Genomic DNA, 20,225 nt, shown 5'->3' with positions numbered 1-20,225 from the left:
GGGATAACCTGCTGTAAATACGAGAAAAAGGAGCGCGCAGCCGCGAGTCCGTGCCTTCTGTGCGCAGCCTGGAAAAACTAAAACATCGGGGCCTGGGGGGCTGACATGGGAAGCGGGGACAAGCCGCCGGCTCGGCCGCCGCAATACCCCTGTGGGAGCGGGCTTGCTCGCGAATGCGGTGTAACAGTCGCCATCAACATCGACTGACCCACCGCATTCGCGAGCAAGCCCGCTCCCACAGGGTTTGGTTTGCACAATGAGTTACGGGTCAGATCCGGCGTTTGCGATTGAGGCTCGGGATGGTGGTTTGCGGGATGAACACTTGCTGCGCCTCGGGTGTGGTGCTGAGCGCCAGCGCCGCCAGCGTCGGCTGACTGAACAGCGCCCGGGCGTCGGTGTGCAGGCCGCTCTGACGCATCCGTGCTACGAGACTCACTGCCAGCAGCGAGTGCCCACCGAGTTCGAAGAAGTTGTCGTGACGACCGACCTGTTCGACGCCGAGCACCTCGCCCCATATCTGCGCCAGCGCGGTTTCGACTTCACCCTCGGGCGCCACGTATGGGCGATTGATGACTGCATCTGCCCCCGGTTCCGGCAGGGCCTTGCGGTCGATCTTGTCGTTCGGTGTCAGCGGCAACGCGTCGAGCAATACGAACGCGCCCGGCACCATGTACTCCGGCAGACGCTCCAGCACATGGCTGCGCAAGGTTTCCAGCGATGGCGCGTCGATGCCGGCGCGCAAGCTGTACCAGGCCACCAGACGCTCATCGCGCACCATCACCACCGCTTGGCGAATCGCCGGATGTTCGATCAACCGCGCCTCGATTTCTCCCGGCTCCAGACGCAAGCCCCGCAGCTTGATCTGGAAGTCGTTGCGGCCGAGGAATTCAAGTTCCCCGTGGTTGTTGTAGCGCGCCAGATCCCCGGTGCGGTACAGGCGATCACCCGCAACAAACGGGCTGTCGATGAAGCGCTCGGCCTGCATCTCCGGCAGTCCGTGATAACCACGCGCCACGCCGACGCCGCCGATGTGCAACTCACCGCTGACGCCTTGCGGCACCGGTTGACCATACGCATCAAGCACGTAAAGCCGTGTATTGCTCAAGGCTGTACCGATTGGCACCACGTTGTCCGGCACCGGCATGTGCGGTTCCAGCGTCCAGCCGGTGCTGTCCACCGTGGTTTCAGTCGGGCCGTAAACATTGTGCAAACGCACCCACGGCAGGCGATCACGCACTTGGCGGGCCAGCGCTGCGCTGAGTTCACCACCGCCGTTGAGCACATCGGTCAGGCTGGTGCACTGCTCGACACCGTCCTGCTCGATGAACTGCTGCAACAGCGCCGGGACAAACTTGACTACGGTGACCTGATGCTCGCGAATGGTCTGCACCACATACGCCGAATCGCGATTGCCGTCCGGTCGTGCCAGTACCAGACGCATCCCGGAGCACAGCGGCCAGAAGATCTCCCACACCGAACTGTCGAAGCTGAACGGCGCTTTTTGCAGCAACGCACCGTGTTCGGTCGGCTGACTGAGCTGCGAACCCCAATGCACCATGTTGCAGGCGCTGCGATGCTCGATCATCACGCCTTTGGGCAGCCCGGTGGAGCCCGAGGTGTAGATCATGTAAGCGAGGTTCGAAGCATTAAGGCCAGGCACCTGCGGATTGCCTGACGGCTGCTGCTCCCAACTGCCGTGATCCAGATCGATCAGCGTCACACCCGGCTCGCCCAGCAATTGCCGCGTGGCGCCATGCACCAGCAGTGCGACCGGCGCGCTGTCCTGCAACATGTAGTTCAGGCGCTCCAGCGGATAGTCCGGATCCAGCGGCACATAGGCGCCGCCAGCCTTGAGGATGCCGAGCAAACCAACGATCAGATCCAGCCCGCGCTCGACGCAGATCGCCACCCGCGAGTCCGGCTGCACGCCGAGTTCACGCAGATGATGGGCCAGGCGATTGGCGCGCTGATTGAGCTCAAGGTAAGTCAGGTTTCCCTGCTCGGATTGCAGCGCGATGGCGTCCGGTTTACGCCGCACCTGTGCTTCGAACAACCTGTGCAACGGCTGCTCCAGCGGACAATCGACGTCGGTGGCGTTGAACGTGATCAGCAAGCGTTGCAACTCCTCGTCTTGCAGGATCGGCAAACGGTGCAACGGCTGTTGCGGGGTCTGCTCCAACGCCTGCACCAGGCCGCTCAACGCCGCTTGCATGTAACCGCAAATCCGTTGCGCGCCGATCTGCACCACGGTCCGGCCGGTGAGGCGCAAGCCGTTGCCAAAATCATCCACGCTCATGGTCAGCGGATAGTTGGTGCGTTCCTCGTTGGCCAGGGTCTCGATGCCCTGCCAGGCTTGGCTGGACGGCTCCAGCAGTTCGGACTCATCGCTGTGGCGGTAGTTGAGCAGTGCGCTGAATAACGGTGACGGCGAGGCGACGCCGCTGCAGCGCTGAGCCAATGCCAGCGACGCGTGCTCATGCCCGAGCAGCGCGGTCAGCCGCGCATGGGTGGCGCGCACCGCGTCGAGCACCCCGGCGTCGACATCGATGCGCAACGGCAAGCTGTTGATGAACACGCCCAAGGCCCGGTCGGCGCCCTCGCCGCCTTGCATACGCCCCATCAGCACAGTGCCGAACACTACGCGCTGCTGGCCCGAAGTCGCTGCCAGCACCCGCGCCCACGCCAGATGAATCAGGCTCGCCACACTGACCCCGGCCTGTCGTGCCTGGGTGCGCAGGCGCTGATAGACGTCAGCCGGCAGCGCCTGCTGCGCTTCGTCGATGCCGCGCCCGTCGCCCTGCACTTCCTGCAGCCCGAATGGCAGGGTCGGCTCGTCAATGTCCGCCAGTTGCGCGCGGAAAAACGCCTCGTGTTCCTGCTCGCTGACGCCCAGCCGCGTCTGCGCCACATAATTGCGATACGGCACCGGCGGCGCCAGTTCAACAGCTTGCCCGGACAGGCTGGCCTGCATCTCGCCGCGCATCACTTCCAGAGCGATGTGATCCATGGCCAGATGATGGAACAGCAAAATCCCAACCACCCGATCCAGCGCCGGATCACGGGCATACACCAGGCGCATCAGCGGCGCCTGGCTGACGTCGAGGCGATAACGCCGGGCGTTGAAGTGCGCGTGCAACTGGTCGATGATCGGGCCGTTAGCCGGGTCCAGTTCGACCTCCTGCACCGGCAGAATCGCCTCGCGCCACACCACCTGCACCGGGGTGCTCAGGCCCTCCCAGAGCACCGACGTGCGCAGAATGTCGTGGCGCGCCATGACCTCGCGCAGTGCCGCAGCGAAAGCCTCGACGCGTTCAAGACTGTCGAACGCCAGTTGCGATTGCAGCAGATACGGATCGCCCTGCTCAGCGGTGATGTGGTGGTAGAGAATGCCTTCCTGCAGGGGTGCCAACGGATAGATGTCCTGCACGTTGGCCGCCCCGCCCGGCACCGTGGCGACGATTCGCTCGATGTCCGCCTGCTGCAGTTGTACCAGCGGCAACATCTCTGGCGTGATGCAGGTGCAATCGGCGGCGATGCGGTTGGCCGGCACTTCGATTTCCCGACCGCTGCCGACGGAAGCCGCCAGCGCCGCCAGAGTCGGCTGACTGAACAGCACGCGCACGTCGCTGCTCAGATCGAGCTGACGCATGCGTTCGATCAAGATCACCGCCAGCAACGAATGCCCGCCGAGTTCGAAGAAATGGTCATGACGCCCGACCCGTTCGACTTGCAGGACTTCGGCCCAGATCTGCGCCAGGGCAATTTCGACCTCACCCTGCGGCGCCTCGTATTCGCGGCGGATCAAATCTTCCGGCCCGGGCGCCGGCAGTGCCTTGCGATCGACCTTGCCGTTGGCGGTCAGCGGCAGCGCCGGAAGACGCACGTAGGCGCTCGGCAGCATGGCACTGCTCAGGCGAGTTTTCAGCTGCGCGTGCAGCTCATTGATGTCCAGCGGCGCCTGCTCGGTGAACCACGCCAGCAATTGCCCGTCGCGCACCAGCACCACCGCTTCGCGCACCGCCGAATGGCTGGCGAGTGCGCTCTCGATCTCGCCCGGCTCAATCCGGATGCCACGGATTTTCACCTGATCGTCGTTGCGCCCCAGATACTCCAGATTGCCGTCGGCGCGCCAGCGTGCAAGGTCGCCGGTGCGATACATGCGCGCGCCCGGCTCAGCGCTGAACGGGTCGCGCAGGAAGCGTTCGGCGCTCAGGTCGGCGCGGTTCAGGTAACCACGGGCTACCCCGGCCCCGCCGGCGTACAACTCGCCCGTCACGCCAAGCGGCACCGGTTGCTGCTGCTCGTCGAGCAGATACACCGTGGCGTTGCTCACCGGTTTGCCGATGTGCAGCGCCTGCCCGGCGCTGATGCGCCCCGAGGTCGCCACCACCGTGGCTTCGGTCGGCCCGTAGTTGTTGATCACTTCGAACGATGGCTGACGCGGGAACTGGCGCAGGCGATCGCCACCGATCAGCAGCGTGCGCAATGTCGGGTGATCGAGCTGGCGGCTGAACGCGTATTCGGCGATCGGCGTCGGCAAAAAGCTCACGTCCAGCGGCTGCGTATGCCACCAGTCGAGCAGCGCATCGATGTCTTCGCTGCCCTCGCTGACCGGCGCCAGGTGCAGGGTCGCGCCCACGCACAGCGCCGGCCAGACTTCCCAGGCCATCGCATCGAAACCGAAACCGGCCAGGCTTGAGGTTTGGCTGCCGGCATGCAGGTCGAAGACATCAGCGTGCCAATCGACCAGATTGCACAAGGTGCGGTGCTCGACCATCACCCCCTTGGGCAGGCCGGTCGAACCGGAGGTGTAAATCACATAAGCGAGGTTGGCCGGGGTCAGCCCCGACACCTTCGGCGCGCCGACATGGGCGGCGGGCCAGCTCGGCTGATCCAGCTCGATCACCGGCACCGCCAGCGCCGGCAAATGCCCGCGCAGCGCACGCTGGGTCAGCACCGCGATTGGCGCGCTGTCCTCCAGCAGATAGCTCAGGCGCTCGGCCGGATGCGCCGGATCCAGCGGCACATAAGCGGCCCCGGCCTTGAGGATCGCCAACAGCCCGACCAGTGTGTCGAGGCCGCGTCGGGCGACGATCGCCACCCGGTCATCCGCGCGCACCCCGAGATCGAGCAGATGATGAGCGAGCGCATTGGCGCGTTGATTGAGTTCGGCATAGGTCAGGCCTTGCCCTTGATCCACCGCCGCCAGCGCCTGCGGCCGTAGCGTCGCCTGCGCTTCGATACGCTGCTGAATGGTCGTCGGAGCCGGGTAGTCCACCCGCGTGGCATTCCACTGCTGCAGCAGCGCGGTTTCTTCCGGCGTGCTCAGGTCGAAATCCGCCACCGCCAGATTCACCGCTTCCAGCCCCTGCTCCAGAATCAGCAACCAGCGCTCGGTCAATGCCTTGACTTCATCGGCATTGAAATACGCCTCGCTGTAGATCAGGTACAGTCGCGCGTCGTCATTGGCCAGATTGCTCAGCAAATGCACCGCCAGCGGTGTGGCCTCTTCGACGTTCGAAGCCTTGATGATCCGTCCCGACGCCTCGCCGTAGCGATAATCGTGAGTGCCCTGCTCGTAGGACACCGTGACCTCGAACAGCTGCGAGCGCTCCTCGCGCAGCAAACCCAAGGCACGATTCATCTCACTCACCGGGTAGCGCTGATGGCGAAAGTCCTGGCGCAACTCATCACGAATCGCCGTGATCAGTTCGGCGAACGTGCATTGGCGACCGAAGCCCATGCGCACCGCACTGACCTGGGCGAACAGCCCGAGGGTGGATTTGAAGCGCGCGCCGGAGCGGTTGAGAATCGGCAATCCAACCACCCATTCGTCCCGTTGCTCAGTGCGGCTGAAGTAGACATGCAGCGCCGCCAGCAGCACATGGAATGCCGAGGCGCCGAACGCCCGGGCCACCTGCTGCATGCGCTCGTGCAGCAGCGCCGGCAAAGGCTGCGCGTAGACCTGCGTCTGCACGGTTTGGCCGACCAGGCTCTGCTGATACCGTGGAAGTAACAGCGGCTCGGGCAAGTGTTGGTACTTGTCCAGCCAGTAGGCGCGATCCTGCGCATAACGCGGCGACGCGTGATAGCGCGCATTGTCCTCGATGAAGTCGATGTACGACGGCGCCGCGACCGGTGCCGGTTGGCCGCTCGCCAGCGCGTTGTAGATCTCGTCCAGCGACTTGAACATCTCGCCGAAGCCCCAGCCATCGACGATCAAGTGGTGAGCCTGCACGGACAACCAATGTCGCTGCTCATCAAGGCGGATCAACAGAAAGCGGAACAGGCAGCCGCCGTCCAGCACGAAGGGTTGATCGATGCGTGCCTGCACCAATGCCCGCGCCGCCGATTCCGGGTCGCTGTGCGTCGACACATCGTTGATCGGCATCGGCACCGCTACTGACCGGGCGAACTGCTGCAACGGCAAGCCATCAGCCCCGGCGCCTGGCAGCAGAACCGTGCGCAGCGCGTCATGCCGGGCCACCAGCGCTTGCAGCGCAGCCTGCATCCGTGCCGGATCCAGCGGGCCGCTGAGGTCCAGGTAGCCGCCGATGTTGTACAGCGGCGAATCACCGCGACTCAGCTGATCCAGCCAGATATCCAGCTGCGCAGCGGTCAGCGGATACGTCTGGAGCGATGCGGACGGCGTGGCCACCGCAGGGGCAGAAATAGGCGGCATAAGATCCTTCTCAGGTGATTTTGCGCCTATTCAAGCATCGGCCCCGATGCCGACATGACACGTAAAACCCGGACAACCCCGCCCCCGGTGCACGCCTGTCAGCGCTTGTTGACCCTGATTGGGCGGGAACCATCTAAAAGTTCGGAGAGGAAAGACTGAAAACTTTGTAGGAAAAATGCCACACACCAGCGCTGCCATCGACCTGCGTGATGACCTCACAAAAACGCAATAGCCCCGGTTTTCAGGGTCTTGCCGTGACCAAACAGTCACGCAATGCGCGACATCTGTACCAAACGGCGTCAGAAGCCCGGCGCCAACTTTCAGAAATGATGGCACTTTGTGTCCCTGTTTTCCCCTACAGACGTAGGACAAATCCATAGGCTTAAATCCCGCCCCAGATCAGTTTCAAGGAGAGACGATTGCGTGGGCGGCTTTTGCATAAACAGCGGACGACTCGGTGATGACTCGGAACCAGGGATGACAAGGATATGAATCTGACCGGCAGCATTCGCAACATGGAAAACCCGCATTTCTACTGGCAACTGGGTGAACTGATTGCCAGCACCGGCGACGATCATTTCGCCAGCAACCTGTTTCAGTTGGTCGACACTCTGGTGCCGGTCAATCGCGTCGATCTCAGCGAATGGACGCTGGACGAGCGCCAGGCCAGCGTGGTCGAGATCAAGGCGCTGGGCAGCGCGGGCCTGCCGCAGACCTTCCCGCCGCCGGACTCGTTGCCGCGCCCGGACGATCATCCGCTGTTGCAGAAGATGATCGAGATGAATGACTCCCTGCTGATTCAACTCAAAGCCTCGCTGCAGCCCCGCCATCCGCAGCACAGCGTGCACCAGTGCAATCTGGTGTCGCGCACTTCCAACCGGCGTTGTGTCATCTCGTTCTATCGACCGCACACGCACCGGGTGTTTTCCCTGCCGGAGCTGTCGTTTCTCAAAAGCCTGTCCGACACCCTGCTGCCGCTGATCGAGCGCCACGCGCAACTCAGCCGGCAGATCATCGCCAAACAACCGCGTCTGCCGTTGGCCGACCTGGAACAGGCGCCGTTGCAGCAGGTGTTCGACGAGCGTCTGGCGCTGGGCGGCATTGTGCTGTCGGCGCGGGAGAAAGAAGTCTGCCTCGGTTTGTTGACCGGCGGCACCGTGCCGCAACTCGCCGAGAAGCTGCGGGTCAAGAGCAGTTCGGTCGAGACCTACCTCAAGCGTGCGACCGCCAAACTGGGGGTCAGCGGACGGCATGGTCTGGCGCGCTGGATGGCCGGGGCGTAACCGCGCGGCCGTGGTTCAACGGTGTTCGATGGTGGTGTGGGGACGCAGTCCCCGGCACGTGTTTTTTCTGCATGAGAGCGTTCGATGCTGCGCATTTCCCTGTTGTCCCTTGCCGTGCTGTTGACCGGTTGTTCGTTGATTCCCGACTACCAGCGCCCTGCTTCACCGAGCGCTGCGCAGTACCCGCAAGGCGCGGTTGGTCCGACACCGACACCCGCCGCAGCGCGCACTGAAGACTGGCGCACGCTGTTCAACGATCCGGCCTTGCAACAGTTGATCGAAAGTGCGCTGGTGAACAATCGCGACCTGCGAGTGGCAGCGCTGAACGTCGAGGCGTTTCAGGCGCAATACCGGATCCAGCGCGCCGATCTGCTGCCGGCGGTGTCGGCCAATGCCAGCGGGTCGCGCCAGCGCATGCCGCCCAGCGTGACTCGCAGCAAGGCGCTGATCAATTCGACCTATGCGGTGAATCTGGGCGTCAGCGCCTATGAACTGGATTTTTTCGGCCGAGTGCGCAGCCTCAGCGAGCAGGCGCTGCAAACCTGGCTGGCGACCGAACAGGCGCGGCGCAGTGCCGAGCTCAGTCTGGTGGCCAACGTCGCCAACGCCTACCTGACCTGGCGCGCCGATCAGGAGTTGCTCGAACTGACGCGCCAGACCCTGGCCGCCGATGAGCAAAGCCTGCGCCTGACCACGCGCAACCGCGACGCCGGTAAGTCTTCAGCGCTGGAGCAGGCGCAGGCGCAAACCAGCGTGGACAGTTCGCGGGCCAATCTGGCGCGATACAAACGCCAGGTGGCGCAGGATCTGAACAGCCTGACGCTGCTGATCGGCGCACCAGTCCCGGAGCAACTGCCGGCGCAACCACTGGCCAGCGATCTGGTCCAGCAATTGCCGGCCGGGTTGCCGTCGGATCTGCTGCAACGGCGGCCGGACATTCTGCAGGCCGAGTACAAACTGAAAGCGGCCAATGCCAATATCGGTGCAGCGCGCGCGGCGTTTTTCCCCAGTGTCAGCCTGACCACCAGCGCCGGCACCTCCAGCCGCGATCTGTCCGGACTGTTCAGCGGCGGCTCGGGCGCGTGGACGTTCCAGCCGCAAATCAACCTGCCGATTTTCAACGCCGGCAGCCTGCGCGCGAGCCTGGATTATTCGAAATTGCAGAAAGACGTCGCGGTCGCCGAATACGAGAAATCGATTCAAACCGCGTTTCAGGAAGTCGCCGACGGCCTGGCAGCGCGCAGCACTTATCAGCAGCAATTGCAGGCGCAACGCGATCTGGTACAGGCGACCCAGGACTACTACAACCTGGCGCAGCACCGGTATCAGAACGGTGTCGACAGCAGCCTGGTGTTTCTCGATGCACAGCGTTCGCTGTTCAGTTCACAGCAGGGGCTGATCACTGATCGTCTCGCGCAACTGGTCGCCGAGGTCAACCTGTACGCCGCGCTGGGCGGCGGCTGGCGGGCCGATGAGGCCCGGGTTCAGTAGCCCCTCGTCACTTTTTCTTACACCTTTTGTCGCCCGATCCGACGCCGCGCGGCGATCCGTGGCCGGCGTCTGCCGTCAGTTTGGTATCATGCGCCGCTTTTACGGTTAACCCCCCGCCAGTCCTGCCGACTGACGGGCTGCAAAAGGCGGTATTAGATGACGGCTTTGTTGACTCGCCGCAAGGTGCTTGCGGGAATGGGCGTGCTGGGCCTGGGCCTGCTCGCCGGCTGCGACACCCGTGGCCAACTGTCGTACAAGTACGGCAAGGACCTGAGTGACAAGATCCTCGGGCGCACCTTCAAGCTGAAGAACACCGACGGCGAAACCATGACGCTGTCGAGCTTTCGCGGGATGATGCCGATGATCTTCTTCGGCTTCACCCAATGCCCGGCGGTGTGCCCGACCACCCTCGCCCGCGCTGCGCAAATCAAGAAGCTGATGGGCAAGGACGGCGACCGTCTGCAGGTGATCTTCATCACCCTCGACCCGGAACGCGACACGCCGCAGATCCTCGACGCCTACGTCAAAGCTTTCGATCCGAGCTTCGTCGCGCTGTACGGCACGCTGGAAGAAACCCAGGCCACCGCCAAGGAATTCGACGTGTTCTTCGAGAAGGTGCCGGCCGGCGACACCTATACGATTTCCCACACGTCCACCAGTTACGTCTATGACTCGCGCGGCCAGCTGCGCATGGGTCTGTCTGTATCGCTTTCGGCACAAGAGTGCACGGAAGATTTGCTCACCGTTATGGAGGTCTGCTGATGCACCCCGTTTTGAACAACATCAAACGCGCCGTTTGCGCTCTGTCGCTGCTGGGCCTGGCGTTTCAAGCCTCGGCTCAGACCAAAGTGGACGACGCCTGGGTGCGTGCGACCGTGCCGACCCAATCGGCCAGCGGCGCGTTCATGACCGTCACTGCTGACAGCGACAGCAAACTGCTGAGCGTTGCCTCGCCGGTGGCCAAAGATGTGCAGATCCACGAAATGAGCATGAAGAACGACGTGATGAGCATGGGCCCGGTCAAGTCGGTCGACCTGCCGGCCGGCAAAGCCGTCACCTTCGACCCGAACGGCTACCACGTAATGCTGATGGGCCTGACCGGCCAGCTTAAGGAAGGCGAAAGCGTGCCGCTGACCTTGACCGTGGAAAACGCCAAGGGCGAGAAAGAAACCGTCGAAGTCAAAGCCGAAGTCCGTGCGCTGACGCACATGGAAGGCCACGATCACAGCAAGATGCATTGATCTGACTTGGCGGCAATAAAAAGGGGCGGCCTGATTGATGATCAGGTCGCCCCTTTTTTTCGCGCATGTCAGCCGCGCTTGCGGGCCAATAGGCTCGATACTAACGAACCGTCATTACGCCGCCCCTTGAGTTTGCGCTATTTGGCGAGCCGTTATCAGCTCCCCGCGCCACCATGCGCCTCTTCAAAAAAGTAATCCTTCCAGCTGCCGGCCTTGTTCTTCAGCACGCCCAGTTCCTGCAATTTCTCGGCATAGATAAACGTGCGCTGCGGCACCACTGTGAAGTCGATTTCCGGATCGCTGACGATTTGCTCGACCAGCGCCAGCGGCAGCTTGGACTGTTCGACGCGGATGTACGCCTGGGCGGCGGCGGGTTTGTCGGCCTTGATGATTTTTTCCGCTTCGGCCAACGCGTCGTAGAACGCCTTGTAGGTCCTGGGATTTTCGTCGTGGAATTTTTCCGTGGTGTAGAGCACGTTGAACGTGGCCTGGCCGCCGAGCACGTCGTAAGAACTGAGCACCTTGTGCACGTTGGGATTTTGCAGCGCCTGATACTGAAACGGCGGGCTGGAGAAGTGCGAGTTGATTTCCGAACCGCCGGCAATCAGCGCCGCCGTGGCATCCGGGTGCGGCAGGCTGACCGAGATGTCGTCAAACTTCTTGTATTGATCATTGCCGAATTCCTTGGCCGTTTCGATCTGCAGGGTCCGCGACTGGAAACCCACGCCCGCTGCGGGTACGGCGATGCGATCCTTGTCGCTGAAATCCTTCAGGGTCTTGATGTTGGGGTTGTTGGTCAGCAGGTAATTGGGCATCGAGCCGAGCGAGGCAATGGCCTTGACGTTCTGTTTGCCACGGGTGCGATCCCACACGGTGAGCATCGGCGGCACCCCGGCGGAGACCACGTCCAGTGCGCCGGTCAGCAGTGCTTCGTTCATGGCGGTGGCGCCGGAGATGCTGTTCCAGTCGACCTTGATCTCCAGTCCCTGCGCCTTGCCGTGTTTTTCGATCAACTGCTGATCACGGATCACATCGAGAATCAGATAACCGATGCCGAATTGCTGGGCAATGCTGATCTTGCCTTCGGCCTGGGCGCCGCCGCTGAGCAGCAGACTGCCTGTCAGAGATGCGGCCAACAGAGTCAGCGCAGAACGTTTGAACAGTGTGGCCATGGCAACCTCGCAGCAGGGTGGATTGGCTGAAAGGCCGAACTCTATCGCTATAAAAAACAGAAATTAAATACCGTTATCGAATATCGATAGCACGCCCGCGTTTGCCATCGTGCGCCGGTTTAAACAGCCTGAAACAATAAATCTGCCACCGGTTACAAGCTGGACGTCAGCCGCTAGCGGGCTGACACCAACGCCAGTCGCGGCCTCAAGCCCTGCGCCGCGCTTGCGAGAGCGGATCAGCCGGGAGTTTAAAAGGGCGATCAGACAGCCCACCCTTGGTATCATCGCGCACACTTTTATGACGGTTTGATGGCTGGAAGGTCTTTGTTTGTGAGCGTTCTTTTGCGTTGGTTGCGGCAGCCGCATGCCCGCCTGTTTTCCCTGATTCTGCTGGTGCTGATCGTACCGGTGTGCCTGCGCGCGGCATTGGGCTGGTCGTCGTCGCTGGGCTATTTGTCCGACCTGGCGATTGGTAGTTTGCTGGTGCTGTTGCTGCATCGCCGTGCGTGGTGGCTGGCGTTGCCGTTGCTGCTGTTCTGGGGGTTGCTGGCGGTGGCGACGGCCGAGCTGGTCAGCGCTGTCGGCCGGTTGCCGAACCCATCCGACCTGCATTACCTGATTGATCCGCAATTCGTGGAGAACTCCACCGGTGGCGGTATCGCCCACCCGGCGTTGGGCGCCACCCTGTTGCTGGCGCTGCTGCTCTGGTTGCTGACGCGCTTCGCCAATCGCACGCAATCCCCTGCTGCCCTGCCCCGCGCCATGTGGGCCGCACCGGTGCTGCTGTTCGCCGCGCACTGGGGCGTGCAAAACCTTTGGCCGAACGATGAAGACCCGTGGCGCCTGTACAATCTGCCGCATCAGTTGCTCGCCGCTCAAGTGGCCGATCTGCAGTTGCAGGCCGAGGAATGGCTGGACGGTGACGTCGAAGAGCCCGCGCCACAGATGGCCGGGCTGACCGATCTGGATCTCAATGGCCACAAGCTACTGGCCGCACCCGGACAGGCGCGCAATGTGCTGATCATCGCCCTGGAAGGCATTCCCGGCGCGTACATCCGCGCCAATCGCGAGGCCATCGGCAGCCGCTATCAGGAAGACCTGATGCCCAATCTCAGCCGCTGGGCCGAGCGCGGCATGAACACCCCGGATTACGTGCTGCATACGCACCAGACCATTCGCGGCCTGTACGCCATGCTCTGTGGCGATTACGACAAGCTCAACAACGGCACGCCCAAAGGCGTGGAAATGCTCACCCAGCAGGAGCGCAATCAGGCCTGCCTGCCGGCGCAGCTGCGGCAGAACGGCTTCAGCACTCATTACCTGCAAGGCGCCGGTCTGCGCTTCATGGCCAAAGACAAGATCATGCCGCACATCGGCTTCGATGCAACCCATGGTCTGGAATGGTTCAGCAACGCCAACTATCTGGAGTTCCCGTGGGGCAAGGATGACAAGGCGTTCTTCGAAGGCGCGCTGAATTACGTCGGCCAACTGAAGAAGCAGAAGCAACCGTGGATGCTCACCCTGCTGACTGTCGGCACGCACCAGCCCTACTCCGCACCGGAAGACTATCTGGCGCGCTACGAGACGCCGAAACAGGCGGCCGTCGGTTATCTGGACGATGCGCTGGAGCAGTTCCTCAGCGGCCTCGAACGCCAGGGCGTGCTCAAAGACACGCTGGTGGTGATTACTTCGGACGAATCCCACGGCATCGATGGCGTGCGTCTGGCATCGTCCTGGGGCTTCAACCTGACCCTGGCCCCGGAACACGAGCAACTGCCGCGACTGAATGCCGGGGTCTACGGTCACGTCGATCTGAGCGCATCGATCCTTGATTATTTCGATCTGCCGGTGCCGTCGGCGCTGAGCGGCCGTTCGCTGTTCCGCGACTATGACGGCGGGCGTGAAATCATGTCCTACACCAACGGCAAACTGCGCTACCACAATGGCCAGGGGATCTTCTCCGAGTGCGACATGCCGCGCCGTTGCCGTTACTACGAAAGCCCCGGTTTCATTGCCGACCGCGCCACCTTCAAGGGCAATGAAAGCAGCCAGCAGGCCCGGCAGATTGCCGCGCGGGCCATGGCGCTGGACCTGTCGCTGCTGCGCACCCCGCTCAATCAGCGTTACCAGTTCGGCAGCAACAACGTCATCCCGCTACAGGCACAGATCAAGGATGACTGGGCCGATAACCTGATCGGTGCGCAATACCTGGAAATGCCCAAGGGCTCGCACACCCGCGTGCGCCTGACCGTGCGCTCGGTGGATCCGCAGCAGGCGGCGTACATTCAGCTCAAGGCCAAGGAGTTCGAACAGGACGTGCAACTGGGCCTGCCGACCGAGATGGTCGCCACGGCGGATCAGCCGCTGCAGATGGATTTCAGCTTCGACAACCCGCAGCAGCGCAAGGCTTTCTCGTTTCATTTGCTGGGTTATGGATTGGGCGCGGTCGAGGTCACGGATTTCAGTGTGATTACTGAATTGCCGGGGCAGGAAGATCCGCTGGATGCATTGCCGGATGATGAGACTGTGCAATCGAGTTGAAATCAGGGAAGGGACGGATTGGTTGGATCCGTCCCTTTACGTTTACTCACGAAGCGTAATTTCAAATTTACCTGTTATTTTCCCTACTCGAGGCAAACTAAAATCGATTTCACCTTTAACACCGTATTTATATTCGCCGCTTTGTAAGAACGTCACAGTTGCCACCCCTTGTTGAATCTCGTGAAAATCGCCGCCCTTACTAACGCTCCAAACCAGACCACCTTTGTACCACTTCACCTCGTGAGGGCCTTCTTTTATAGCCCATGGAACACAGAAGGCTACGGAGTTTTTATTATCTCTATCAGCCCCAACAATGTAATATTCCTCTCCTGCCCTGTGAAACACCACGTTCGTATCCGCGAACATGAACTCTACGTTATCAACGTTAGCTTTAAACGTGCCTTTATATTTACCGCGACCTTCATGAATCAGCTTAAGAATTTGCTCTTCTGGTTTAATTGAATTTTTCATGCAAATACACTCCCGACTCGATTGCCAACAAAGGTTTGTGATTCATCAGGCCCTTAACATGCAGCCAATATATTTTTATTAATTCCTCCGCGCACTGTCAGAAATGACAGTCATTTAGTCGATTTCGAGCTAAAAAACCTTCAACTCATTCCATAGCATCATTAGTTCAAGAATTTGCCTATCAGCCTCCAATAGTCGGCCTATTAGCTGGTTGCCCAAGTCGGGTCTAGCCTTACTAGTCCGAAGTCGGCACGAGCCGGCCGCACAAGACCTGATAAGGATCCGAACATGGCAAACGAATCGAAATGCCCGTTCAACCACGCCGCCGGTGGTGGTACGACGAACCGTGACTGGTGGCCGAATCAACTGAACCTGAAGATCCTCAGCCAGCACTCGCCCAAGTCCGATCCGCTGGGCAAGGACTTCGACTACGCCAAAGCCTTCCAGAGCCTGGACTTCCAGGCCCTGAAACAAGACCTGCGTGCGCTGATGACCGACTCCCAGGACTGGTGGCCGGCCGACTTCGGCCACTACGGCCCGCTGTTCATCCGCATGGCCTGGCACAGCGCCGGCACCTATCGCACCGCCGATGGCCGTGGTGGCGCCGGTTCCGGGCAACAGCGTTTCGCTCCGCTCAACAGCTGGCCGGACAACGTCAGCCTCGACAAAGCGCGGCGACTGCTGTGGCCGATCAAACAGAAATACGGCCGCAATATTTCCTGGGCCGACCTGATCGTGCTCACCGGCAACGTCGCGCTGGAGTCGATGGGCTTCAAGACCTTCGGCTTCTCCGGTGGACGTCCCGATGTCTGGGAGCCGGACGAAGACGTCTACTGGGGTTCGGAACGCGAATGGCTCGGCGGCGACAGTCGCTACGGCAAAGACAAATCGGCCATGCAGGAGCCCGGTGACGGTACGCTGGTGGCCGAACCGGACTTGCACGGCAAAGAGCAAAGCCGCACCGATCAGGGCGAACGTAATCTGGAAAATCCGCTCGCCGCGGTGCAAATGGGCCTGATTTATGTGAACCCGGAAGGCCCAGAGGGCAATCCGGACCCAGTAGCTTCGGGCCGCGATATCCGCGAAACCTTCGGCCGCATGGCCATGAACGACGAAGAAACCGTGGCCCTGATCGCTGGCGGTCACGCCTTCGGCAAGACCCACGGCGCCGGCCCGGCGGACAATGTCGGGCCTGAGCCGGAAGCGGCTGGCCTGGAAGAACAAGGCCTCGGCTGGCGCAACGCATTCGGCACCGGCAAAGGCGCCGACACCATCACCAGTGGCCTCGAAGTCACCTGGACCACCACCCCGACCCAATGGAGCAACAACTACCTGGAAAACCTGTTCGGCTTCGAGTGGGAACTGTTCAAAAGCCCGGCCGGTGCGCACCAGTGGAAACCGAAGAACGGCGCGGGGGCTGGCACCGTTCCCCATGCGCACGATCCAAGTAAAAAACTCTCGCCGACCATGCTCACCTCCGACCTGGCGCTACGCTTCGACCCGATCTACGAGCCTATCGCCCGCCGCTTCCTGGCCAACCCGGATCAACTGGCAGACGCCTTTGCCCGCGCCTGGTACAAGCTGATCCACCGCGACATGGGCCCGCTGTCGCGCTACCTCGGCCCGGAACTGCCCAACGAAGAACTGCTGTGGCAAGACCCGATTCCTGAGGCCACTCACCCACTGATCGACAGCAACGATGTGGCGGCGCTGAAAAGCAAAGTGCTGGCTTCCGGCCTGTCGGTGTCACAACTGGTTTCCACCGCCTGGGCTGCCGCGTCGACCTTCCGTGGTTCCGACAAACGTGGCGGCGCCAACGGCGGACGTCTGCGTCTGGCCCCGCAGAAATTCTGGCAGGCCAACCAGCCGGAGCAACTGGACAAGGTGCTGAAGACCCTTGAGGGCATTCAGAACGAGTTCAACGCCGGATCATCCGGCAAGAAAGTCTCGCTGGCGGATCTGATCGTGCTGGCGGGTAACGCCGGGGTCGAGCAAGCGGCGAAAAACGCCGGGCACTCGGTGTCGGTGCCGTTCAATCCAGGTCGAACCGACGCGACTCAGGAGCAAACCGACGTCGAGTCGTTTGGTTTCCTCGAACCGATTGCCGATGGTTTCCGTAACTACAGCAAGGGCAAATACACGGTCTCCGCCGAATCACTGCTGATCGACAAGGCACAATTGCTCACCCTCTCCGCTCCGGAAATGACCGTGCTGGTCGGTGGTCTGCGGGTATTGGGGGCCAACGTCGGGGAAAGCCGACATGGCGTGTTCACCTCGCGCACTGAAACGCTGAGCAACGACTTCTTCACCAACCTGCTGGACATGGGCGTGGAGTGGAAACCGACGTCAGCAGCGGCGGACGAGTTCGAAGGACGCGACCGCAAGACCGGTAGCGTGAAGTGGACGGCGACGCGGGTTGATCTGGTATTCGGTTCCAACGCGATACTGCGCGCGCTGGCCGAGGTGTATGCGAGTGCTGATGCGAAAGATCAGTTCGTCAAAGACTTCGTGGCGGCGTGGGCCAAAGTGATGGAGCTGGATCGGTTTGACCTGAAATAACAGAAAACGCAAAAACCTGTGGGAGCGGGCTTGCTCGCGAATGCGGTATACCAGTCGACATCTCCGTGTCTGACACACCGCTTTCGCGAGCAAGCCCGCTCCCACATTTCGTTGCGCGTTACGCCAGGCTTTTGCTGACCACTTCGTACACATCGCTGGACAGCTGACCGGAAGCCAGAATCCGCTCAAGCTCCCCTTTCATCAACGCCTGACGGGCGCTGTCGTATTTACGCCAGCGGGTCAGCGGCGCCAGTTGCCGCGAAGCGATCTGCGGGTTGAAGCCGTTCAGCTCGATCACCAGATCCGCGAGGAAGCGGTAGCCCGAACCGTCGGCGGCGTGGAAATTGATCAGGTTCTGCCCGGCAAACGCACCGACCAGCGCACGCACCTTGTTCGGGTTCTTGATATTGAACGCCGGGTGCTGCATCAACGCCTTCACCCGCGCCAGACCGCCCGGCAAAGTGCTGCCGGCCTGCACGCTGAACCACTGATCCATGACCAGCGGATTGTCCTTGAAGTGCTCGGCGAAAGTCGCCAGCGCTTTGGCCTTTTGTTCTTCGAACGGCGAGTTGACCAGCACCGCCAACGCGGTCAGGCGCTCGGTCATGTTGTCGCTGTTTTCGAACTGTTCCTGCGTAGCGGCCAGCACTTCCGGCTTGCCGCTGAGCATCAGGTACGACAGCGCAATGTTCTGCAGCGCGCGACGGGCAAAGTGCTCAGCCTCGGCCACGTATGGCGTCTGCTTCGACAGATCACGGTTGGCCTGATAACGCAGCCACAGCGCTTCGAACAGGTTGTCCGTCAGTTGCTTGCGAGCGAATTCGCGGGCGTTGTGGATCGCCTCGACATCCGCCACTTCGCTGATTTCGGTCAGATACGCTTCGCTCGGCAGCGAAAGCATTTCGGCGACCATGGCCTGATCCAGCGAATCGTCGGACAGCACGGTTTTCAGCGCCGAGATCAGACGCGGATCAAGCATCAGGCTCTCGCCCTTCTGCTGCTGCGCGATCAGTTCTTGCAGGACCTGCACCGACAGTTGCTGACCGGCGTCCCAGCGGTTGAAGCCGTCGCTGTCGTGCTGCATCAGGAACATCAACTGGTCGCGGTTGTACGGGAAGCTCAGTTTCACCGGTGCCGAGAAACCACGCAGCAACGATGGCAGCGGCTGTTCAGCGATGTCGACGAAGGTAAAGGTCTGCTCAGCCTCGGTCACCGAGATCACGCGGGTTGTGCCTTGCGCCGACGCTTCACCGGCCAGACGCAGGGCAATCTCGTTGCCTTTGCTGTCGAGCAGACCGAGTTCGACCGGGATCACGAACGGCAGTTTTTCCACTTTGTCCGGAGTTTCCGGGCAGCTCTGGCGGAAGGTCAGGCTGTAGGTTTTCGCCGCGGCATCGTAGGACTCGCTGACCGCCAGACGCGGCGTGCCGGCCTGGCTGTACCAGCGCTTGAACTGGGTCAGGTCGACACCGTTGGCGTCTTCCATGGCCTTGACGAAATCGTCGCAGGTCACGGCCTGACCATCGTGGCGTTCGAAGTACAGGTCACTGCCCTTGCGGAAACCTTCGGCGCCCAGCAGGGTGTGGATCATGCCGACCACTTCCGAGCCTTTTTCGTACACGGTCAGGGTGTAGAAGTTGGAGATCTCGATGAAGCTGTCCGGGCGCACCGCATGGGCCATCGGGCCTGCATCTTCGGCGAACTGGTGGGTACGCAGGTACGCCACGTCCTGAATGCGCTTGACCGTGGCCGAGTTCATGTCCGAGGAGAAACCGGCGTCGCGGAACACGGTGAAGCCTTCCTTGAGCGACAGCTGGAACCAGTCGCGGCAGGTCACGCGGTTGCCCGACCAGTTGTGGAAGTATTCGTGGGCGACGATCGCCTCGACCCGCTGGTGCGCGGCGTCGGTGGCGGTTTCGGCGCGGGCCAGCACGGCGCTGGAGTTGAAGATGTTGAGGCCCTTGTTCTCCATCGCCCCCATGTTGAAGTCGTTGACGGCGACGATCATGAAGATGTCCAGATCGTACTCGCGACCGTAGACCTCTTCGTCCCAGCGCATCGACTTCTTCAGGCTGTTCATCGCGTGCTGGCACTTGTCGATGTTTTCCGGCTCGACGTAGATGCGCAGCGCGACATTACGATTGGTCATGGTGGTGAAGGTGTCTTCGACACACCACAAATCACCGGCCACCAGCGCGAAAAGGTACGCCGGTTTCATGAACGGGTCTTCCCAGGTCGCCCAGTGCCGGCCGTCTTCACCCGGGCCGGAGGCAATCGGGTTGCCGTTGGACAGCAGCACCGGATAGCTGTGCTGCTCGGCAACCACCGTGGTAGTGAACTTGCTCATCACGTCCGGGCGGTCGAGGTAATAGGTGATCTTGCGGAAGCCTTCGGCCTCGCACTGGGTGCAGAACATCGTGCCGGACTTGTACAGGCCTTCCAGCGCAGTGTTGGTTTCCGGGTGAATCCTGACACTGGTGTCGACCGTGAAACTGGCGCTGGCCGGCTGCAGGGTCAGGGTGTTTTCGCTCAGTTGGTAATCACTGGCGCTCAGTTCCTGGTCGGCCAGGGTCACCGACAGCAACTCCAGCTGCTGGCCGTCGAGTACCAGTGGCGGCAGGCCCGGGCCACGCTCCGGGTTGCGGCGCATCACCAGTTGCGCGTGGACCAGGCTGTGGTCCTCGAACAGCTCGAAGGTCAGGTGCGTCTCGTCGATCAGGTACTCGGGCGCCTGATAGTCCTTCAGGTAAATCATCTTCGGTTGTTCGGTGCGCATGCTGGAATC

At 61.6% G+C, this 20,225-nt stretch carries 10 protein-coding genes; 6 read left to right on the top strand and 4 right to left on the bottom strand.

What is annotated here, in order from left to right; all coding sequences use genetic code 11:
• Window positions 1-268: 268 nt before the first annotated feature.
• Complete coding sequence (locus tag AC1RBR_RS11625) at window positions 269-6,682, bottom strand: amino acid adenylation domain-containing protein (RefSeq protein ID WP_492564454.1); 6,414 nt, start codon at window positions 6,680-6,682, stop codon at window positions 269-271.
• A 488-nt stretch (window positions 6,683-7,170) separates the two neighbouring features.
• Between AC1RBR_RS11625 and AC1RBR_RS11620 the strand changes: the two genes are divergently transcribed.
• The 4 genes from AC1RBR_RS11620 to AC1RBR_RS11605 all read left to right on the top strand — a co-directional run bounded on the left by AC1RBR_RS11620 (window position 7,171) and on the right by AC1RBR_RS11605 (window position 10,697).
• Entirely contained in the window at window positions 7,171-7,965 is a 795-nt protein-coding gene (locus AC1RBR_RS11620; RefSeq protein WP_095139606.1) for a helix-turn-helix transcriptional regulator, read from the top strand.
• A gap of 84 nt (window positions 7,966-8,049) precedes the next feature.
• Entirely contained in the window at window positions 8,050-9,456 is a 1,407-nt protein-coding gene (locus AC1RBR_RS11615) for an efflux transporter outer membrane subunit (RefSeq protein ID WP_492564452.1), read from the top strand.
• Window positions 9,457-9,612: 156 nt separating this feature from the next.
• On the top strand, window positions 9,613-10,218 hold the full coding sequence (locus AC1RBR_RS11610; protein WP_047599796.1) for an SCO family protein: 606 nt from the start codon (window positions 9,613-9,615) through the stop codon (window positions 10,216-10,218).
• Window positions 10,218-10,697, top strand: a complete 480-nt coding sequence (locus AC1RBR_RS11605) for a copper chaperone PCu(A)C (RefSeq protein ID WP_460357680.1) — start codon at window positions 10,218-10,220, stop codon at window positions 10,695-10,697. Before AC1RBR_RS11610 ends, AC1RBR_RS11605 begins: the two co-directional genes overlap by 1 nt.
• 155 nt (window positions 10,698-10,852) lie before the next feature.
• On the opposite strand, the gene AC1RBR_RS11600 is transcribed toward AC1RBR_RS11605, so the two are convergent.
• Window positions 10,853-11,869, bottom strand: a complete 1,017-nt coding sequence (locus AC1RBR_RS11600) for an ABC transporter substrate-binding protein (RefSeq protein WP_492564451.1) — start codon at window positions 11,867-11,869, stop codon at window positions 10,853-10,855.
• A gap of 309 nt (window positions 11,870-12,178) precedes the next feature.
• Between AC1RBR_RS11600 and AC1RBR_RS11595 the strand changes: the two genes are divergently transcribed.
• Window positions 12,179-14,410, top strand: coding sequence for an LTA synthase family protein (locus AC1RBR_RS11595; RefSeq protein ID WP_492564449.1), 2,232 nt, complete (start codon window positions 12,179-12,181; stop codon window positions 14,408-14,410).
• A gap of 42 nt (window positions 14,411-14,452) precedes the next feature.
• On the opposite strand, the gene AC1RBR_RS11590 is transcribed toward AC1RBR_RS11595, so the two are convergent.
• On the bottom strand, window positions 14,453-14,881 hold the full coding sequence (locus tag AC1RBR_RS11590) for a hypothetical protein (protein ID WP_492564447.1): 429 nt from the start codon (window positions 14,879-14,881) through the stop codon (window positions 14,453-14,455).
• Window positions 14,882-15,169: 288 nt separating this feature from the next.
• Here AC1RBR_RS11590 and katG point away from each other — a divergent pair, with 288 nt between their 5' ends.
• Complete coding sequence (katG, locus tag AC1RBR_RS11585) at window positions 15,170-17,440, top strand: catalase/peroxidase HPI (protein ID WP_492564446.1); 2,271 nt, start codon at window positions 15,170-15,172, stop codon at window positions 17,438-17,440.
• A 118-nt stretch (window positions 17,441-17,558) separates the two neighbouring features.
• On the opposite strand, the gene pepN is transcribed toward katG, so the two are convergent.
• Window positions 17,559-20,216 (bottom strand): aminopeptidase N, encoded by a 2,658-nt coding sequence (pepN, locus tag AC1RBR_RS11580; RefSeq protein WP_492564444.1) that lies wholly within the window; start codon window positions 20,214-20,216, stop codon window positions 17,559-17,561.
• Window positions 20,217-20,225: the final 9 nt, after the last annotated feature.

This window comes from Pseudomonas sp. GW823-FHT01D03 (assembly GCF_058798255.1).
Note: the sequence above shows the minus strand (reverse complement) of the source record. Positions and strands in the feature narration are given on the sequence as shown.

Coding starts and splice junctions, on each gene's coding strand:
- AC1RBR_RS11625 (WP_492564454.1), bottom strand. CDS start 6,682: ATGCCGCCTATTTCTGCCCCTGCGGTGGCCACGCCGTCCGCATCGCTC.
- AC1RBR_RS11620 (WP_095139606.1), top strand. CDS start 7,171: ATGAATCTGACCGGCAGCATTCGCAACATGGAAAACCCGCATTTCTAC.
- AC1RBR_RS11615 (WP_492564452.1), top strand. CDS start 8,050: ATGCTGCGCATTTCCCTGTTGTCCCTTGCCGTGCTGTTGACCGGTTGT.
- AC1RBR_RS11610 (WP_047599796.1), top strand. CDS start 9,613: ATGACGGCTTTGTTGACTCGCCGCAAGGTGCTTGCGGGAATGGGCGTG.
- AC1RBR_RS11605 (WP_460357680.1), top strand. CDS start 10,218: ATGCACCCCGTTTTGAACAACATCAAACGCGCCGTTTGCGCTCTGTCG.
- AC1RBR_RS11600 (WP_492564451.1), bottom strand. CDS start 11,869: ATGGCCACACTGTTCAAACGTTCTGCGCTGACTCTGTTGGCCGCATCT.
- AC1RBR_RS11595 (WP_492564449.1), top strand. CDS start 12,179: ATGGCTGGAAGGTCTTTGTTTGTGAGCGTTCTTTTGCGTTGGTTGCGG.
- AC1RBR_RS11590 (WP_492564447.1), bottom strand. CDS start 14,881: ATGAAAAATTCAATTAAACCAGAAGAGCAAATTCTTAAGCTGATTCAT.
- katG (WP_492564446.1), top strand. CDS start 15,170: ATGGCAAACGAATCGAAATGCCCGTTCAACCACGCCGCCGGTGGTGGT.
- pepN (WP_492564444.1), bottom strand. CDS start 20,216: ATGCGCACCGAACAACCGAAGATGATTTACCTGAAGGACTATCAGGCG.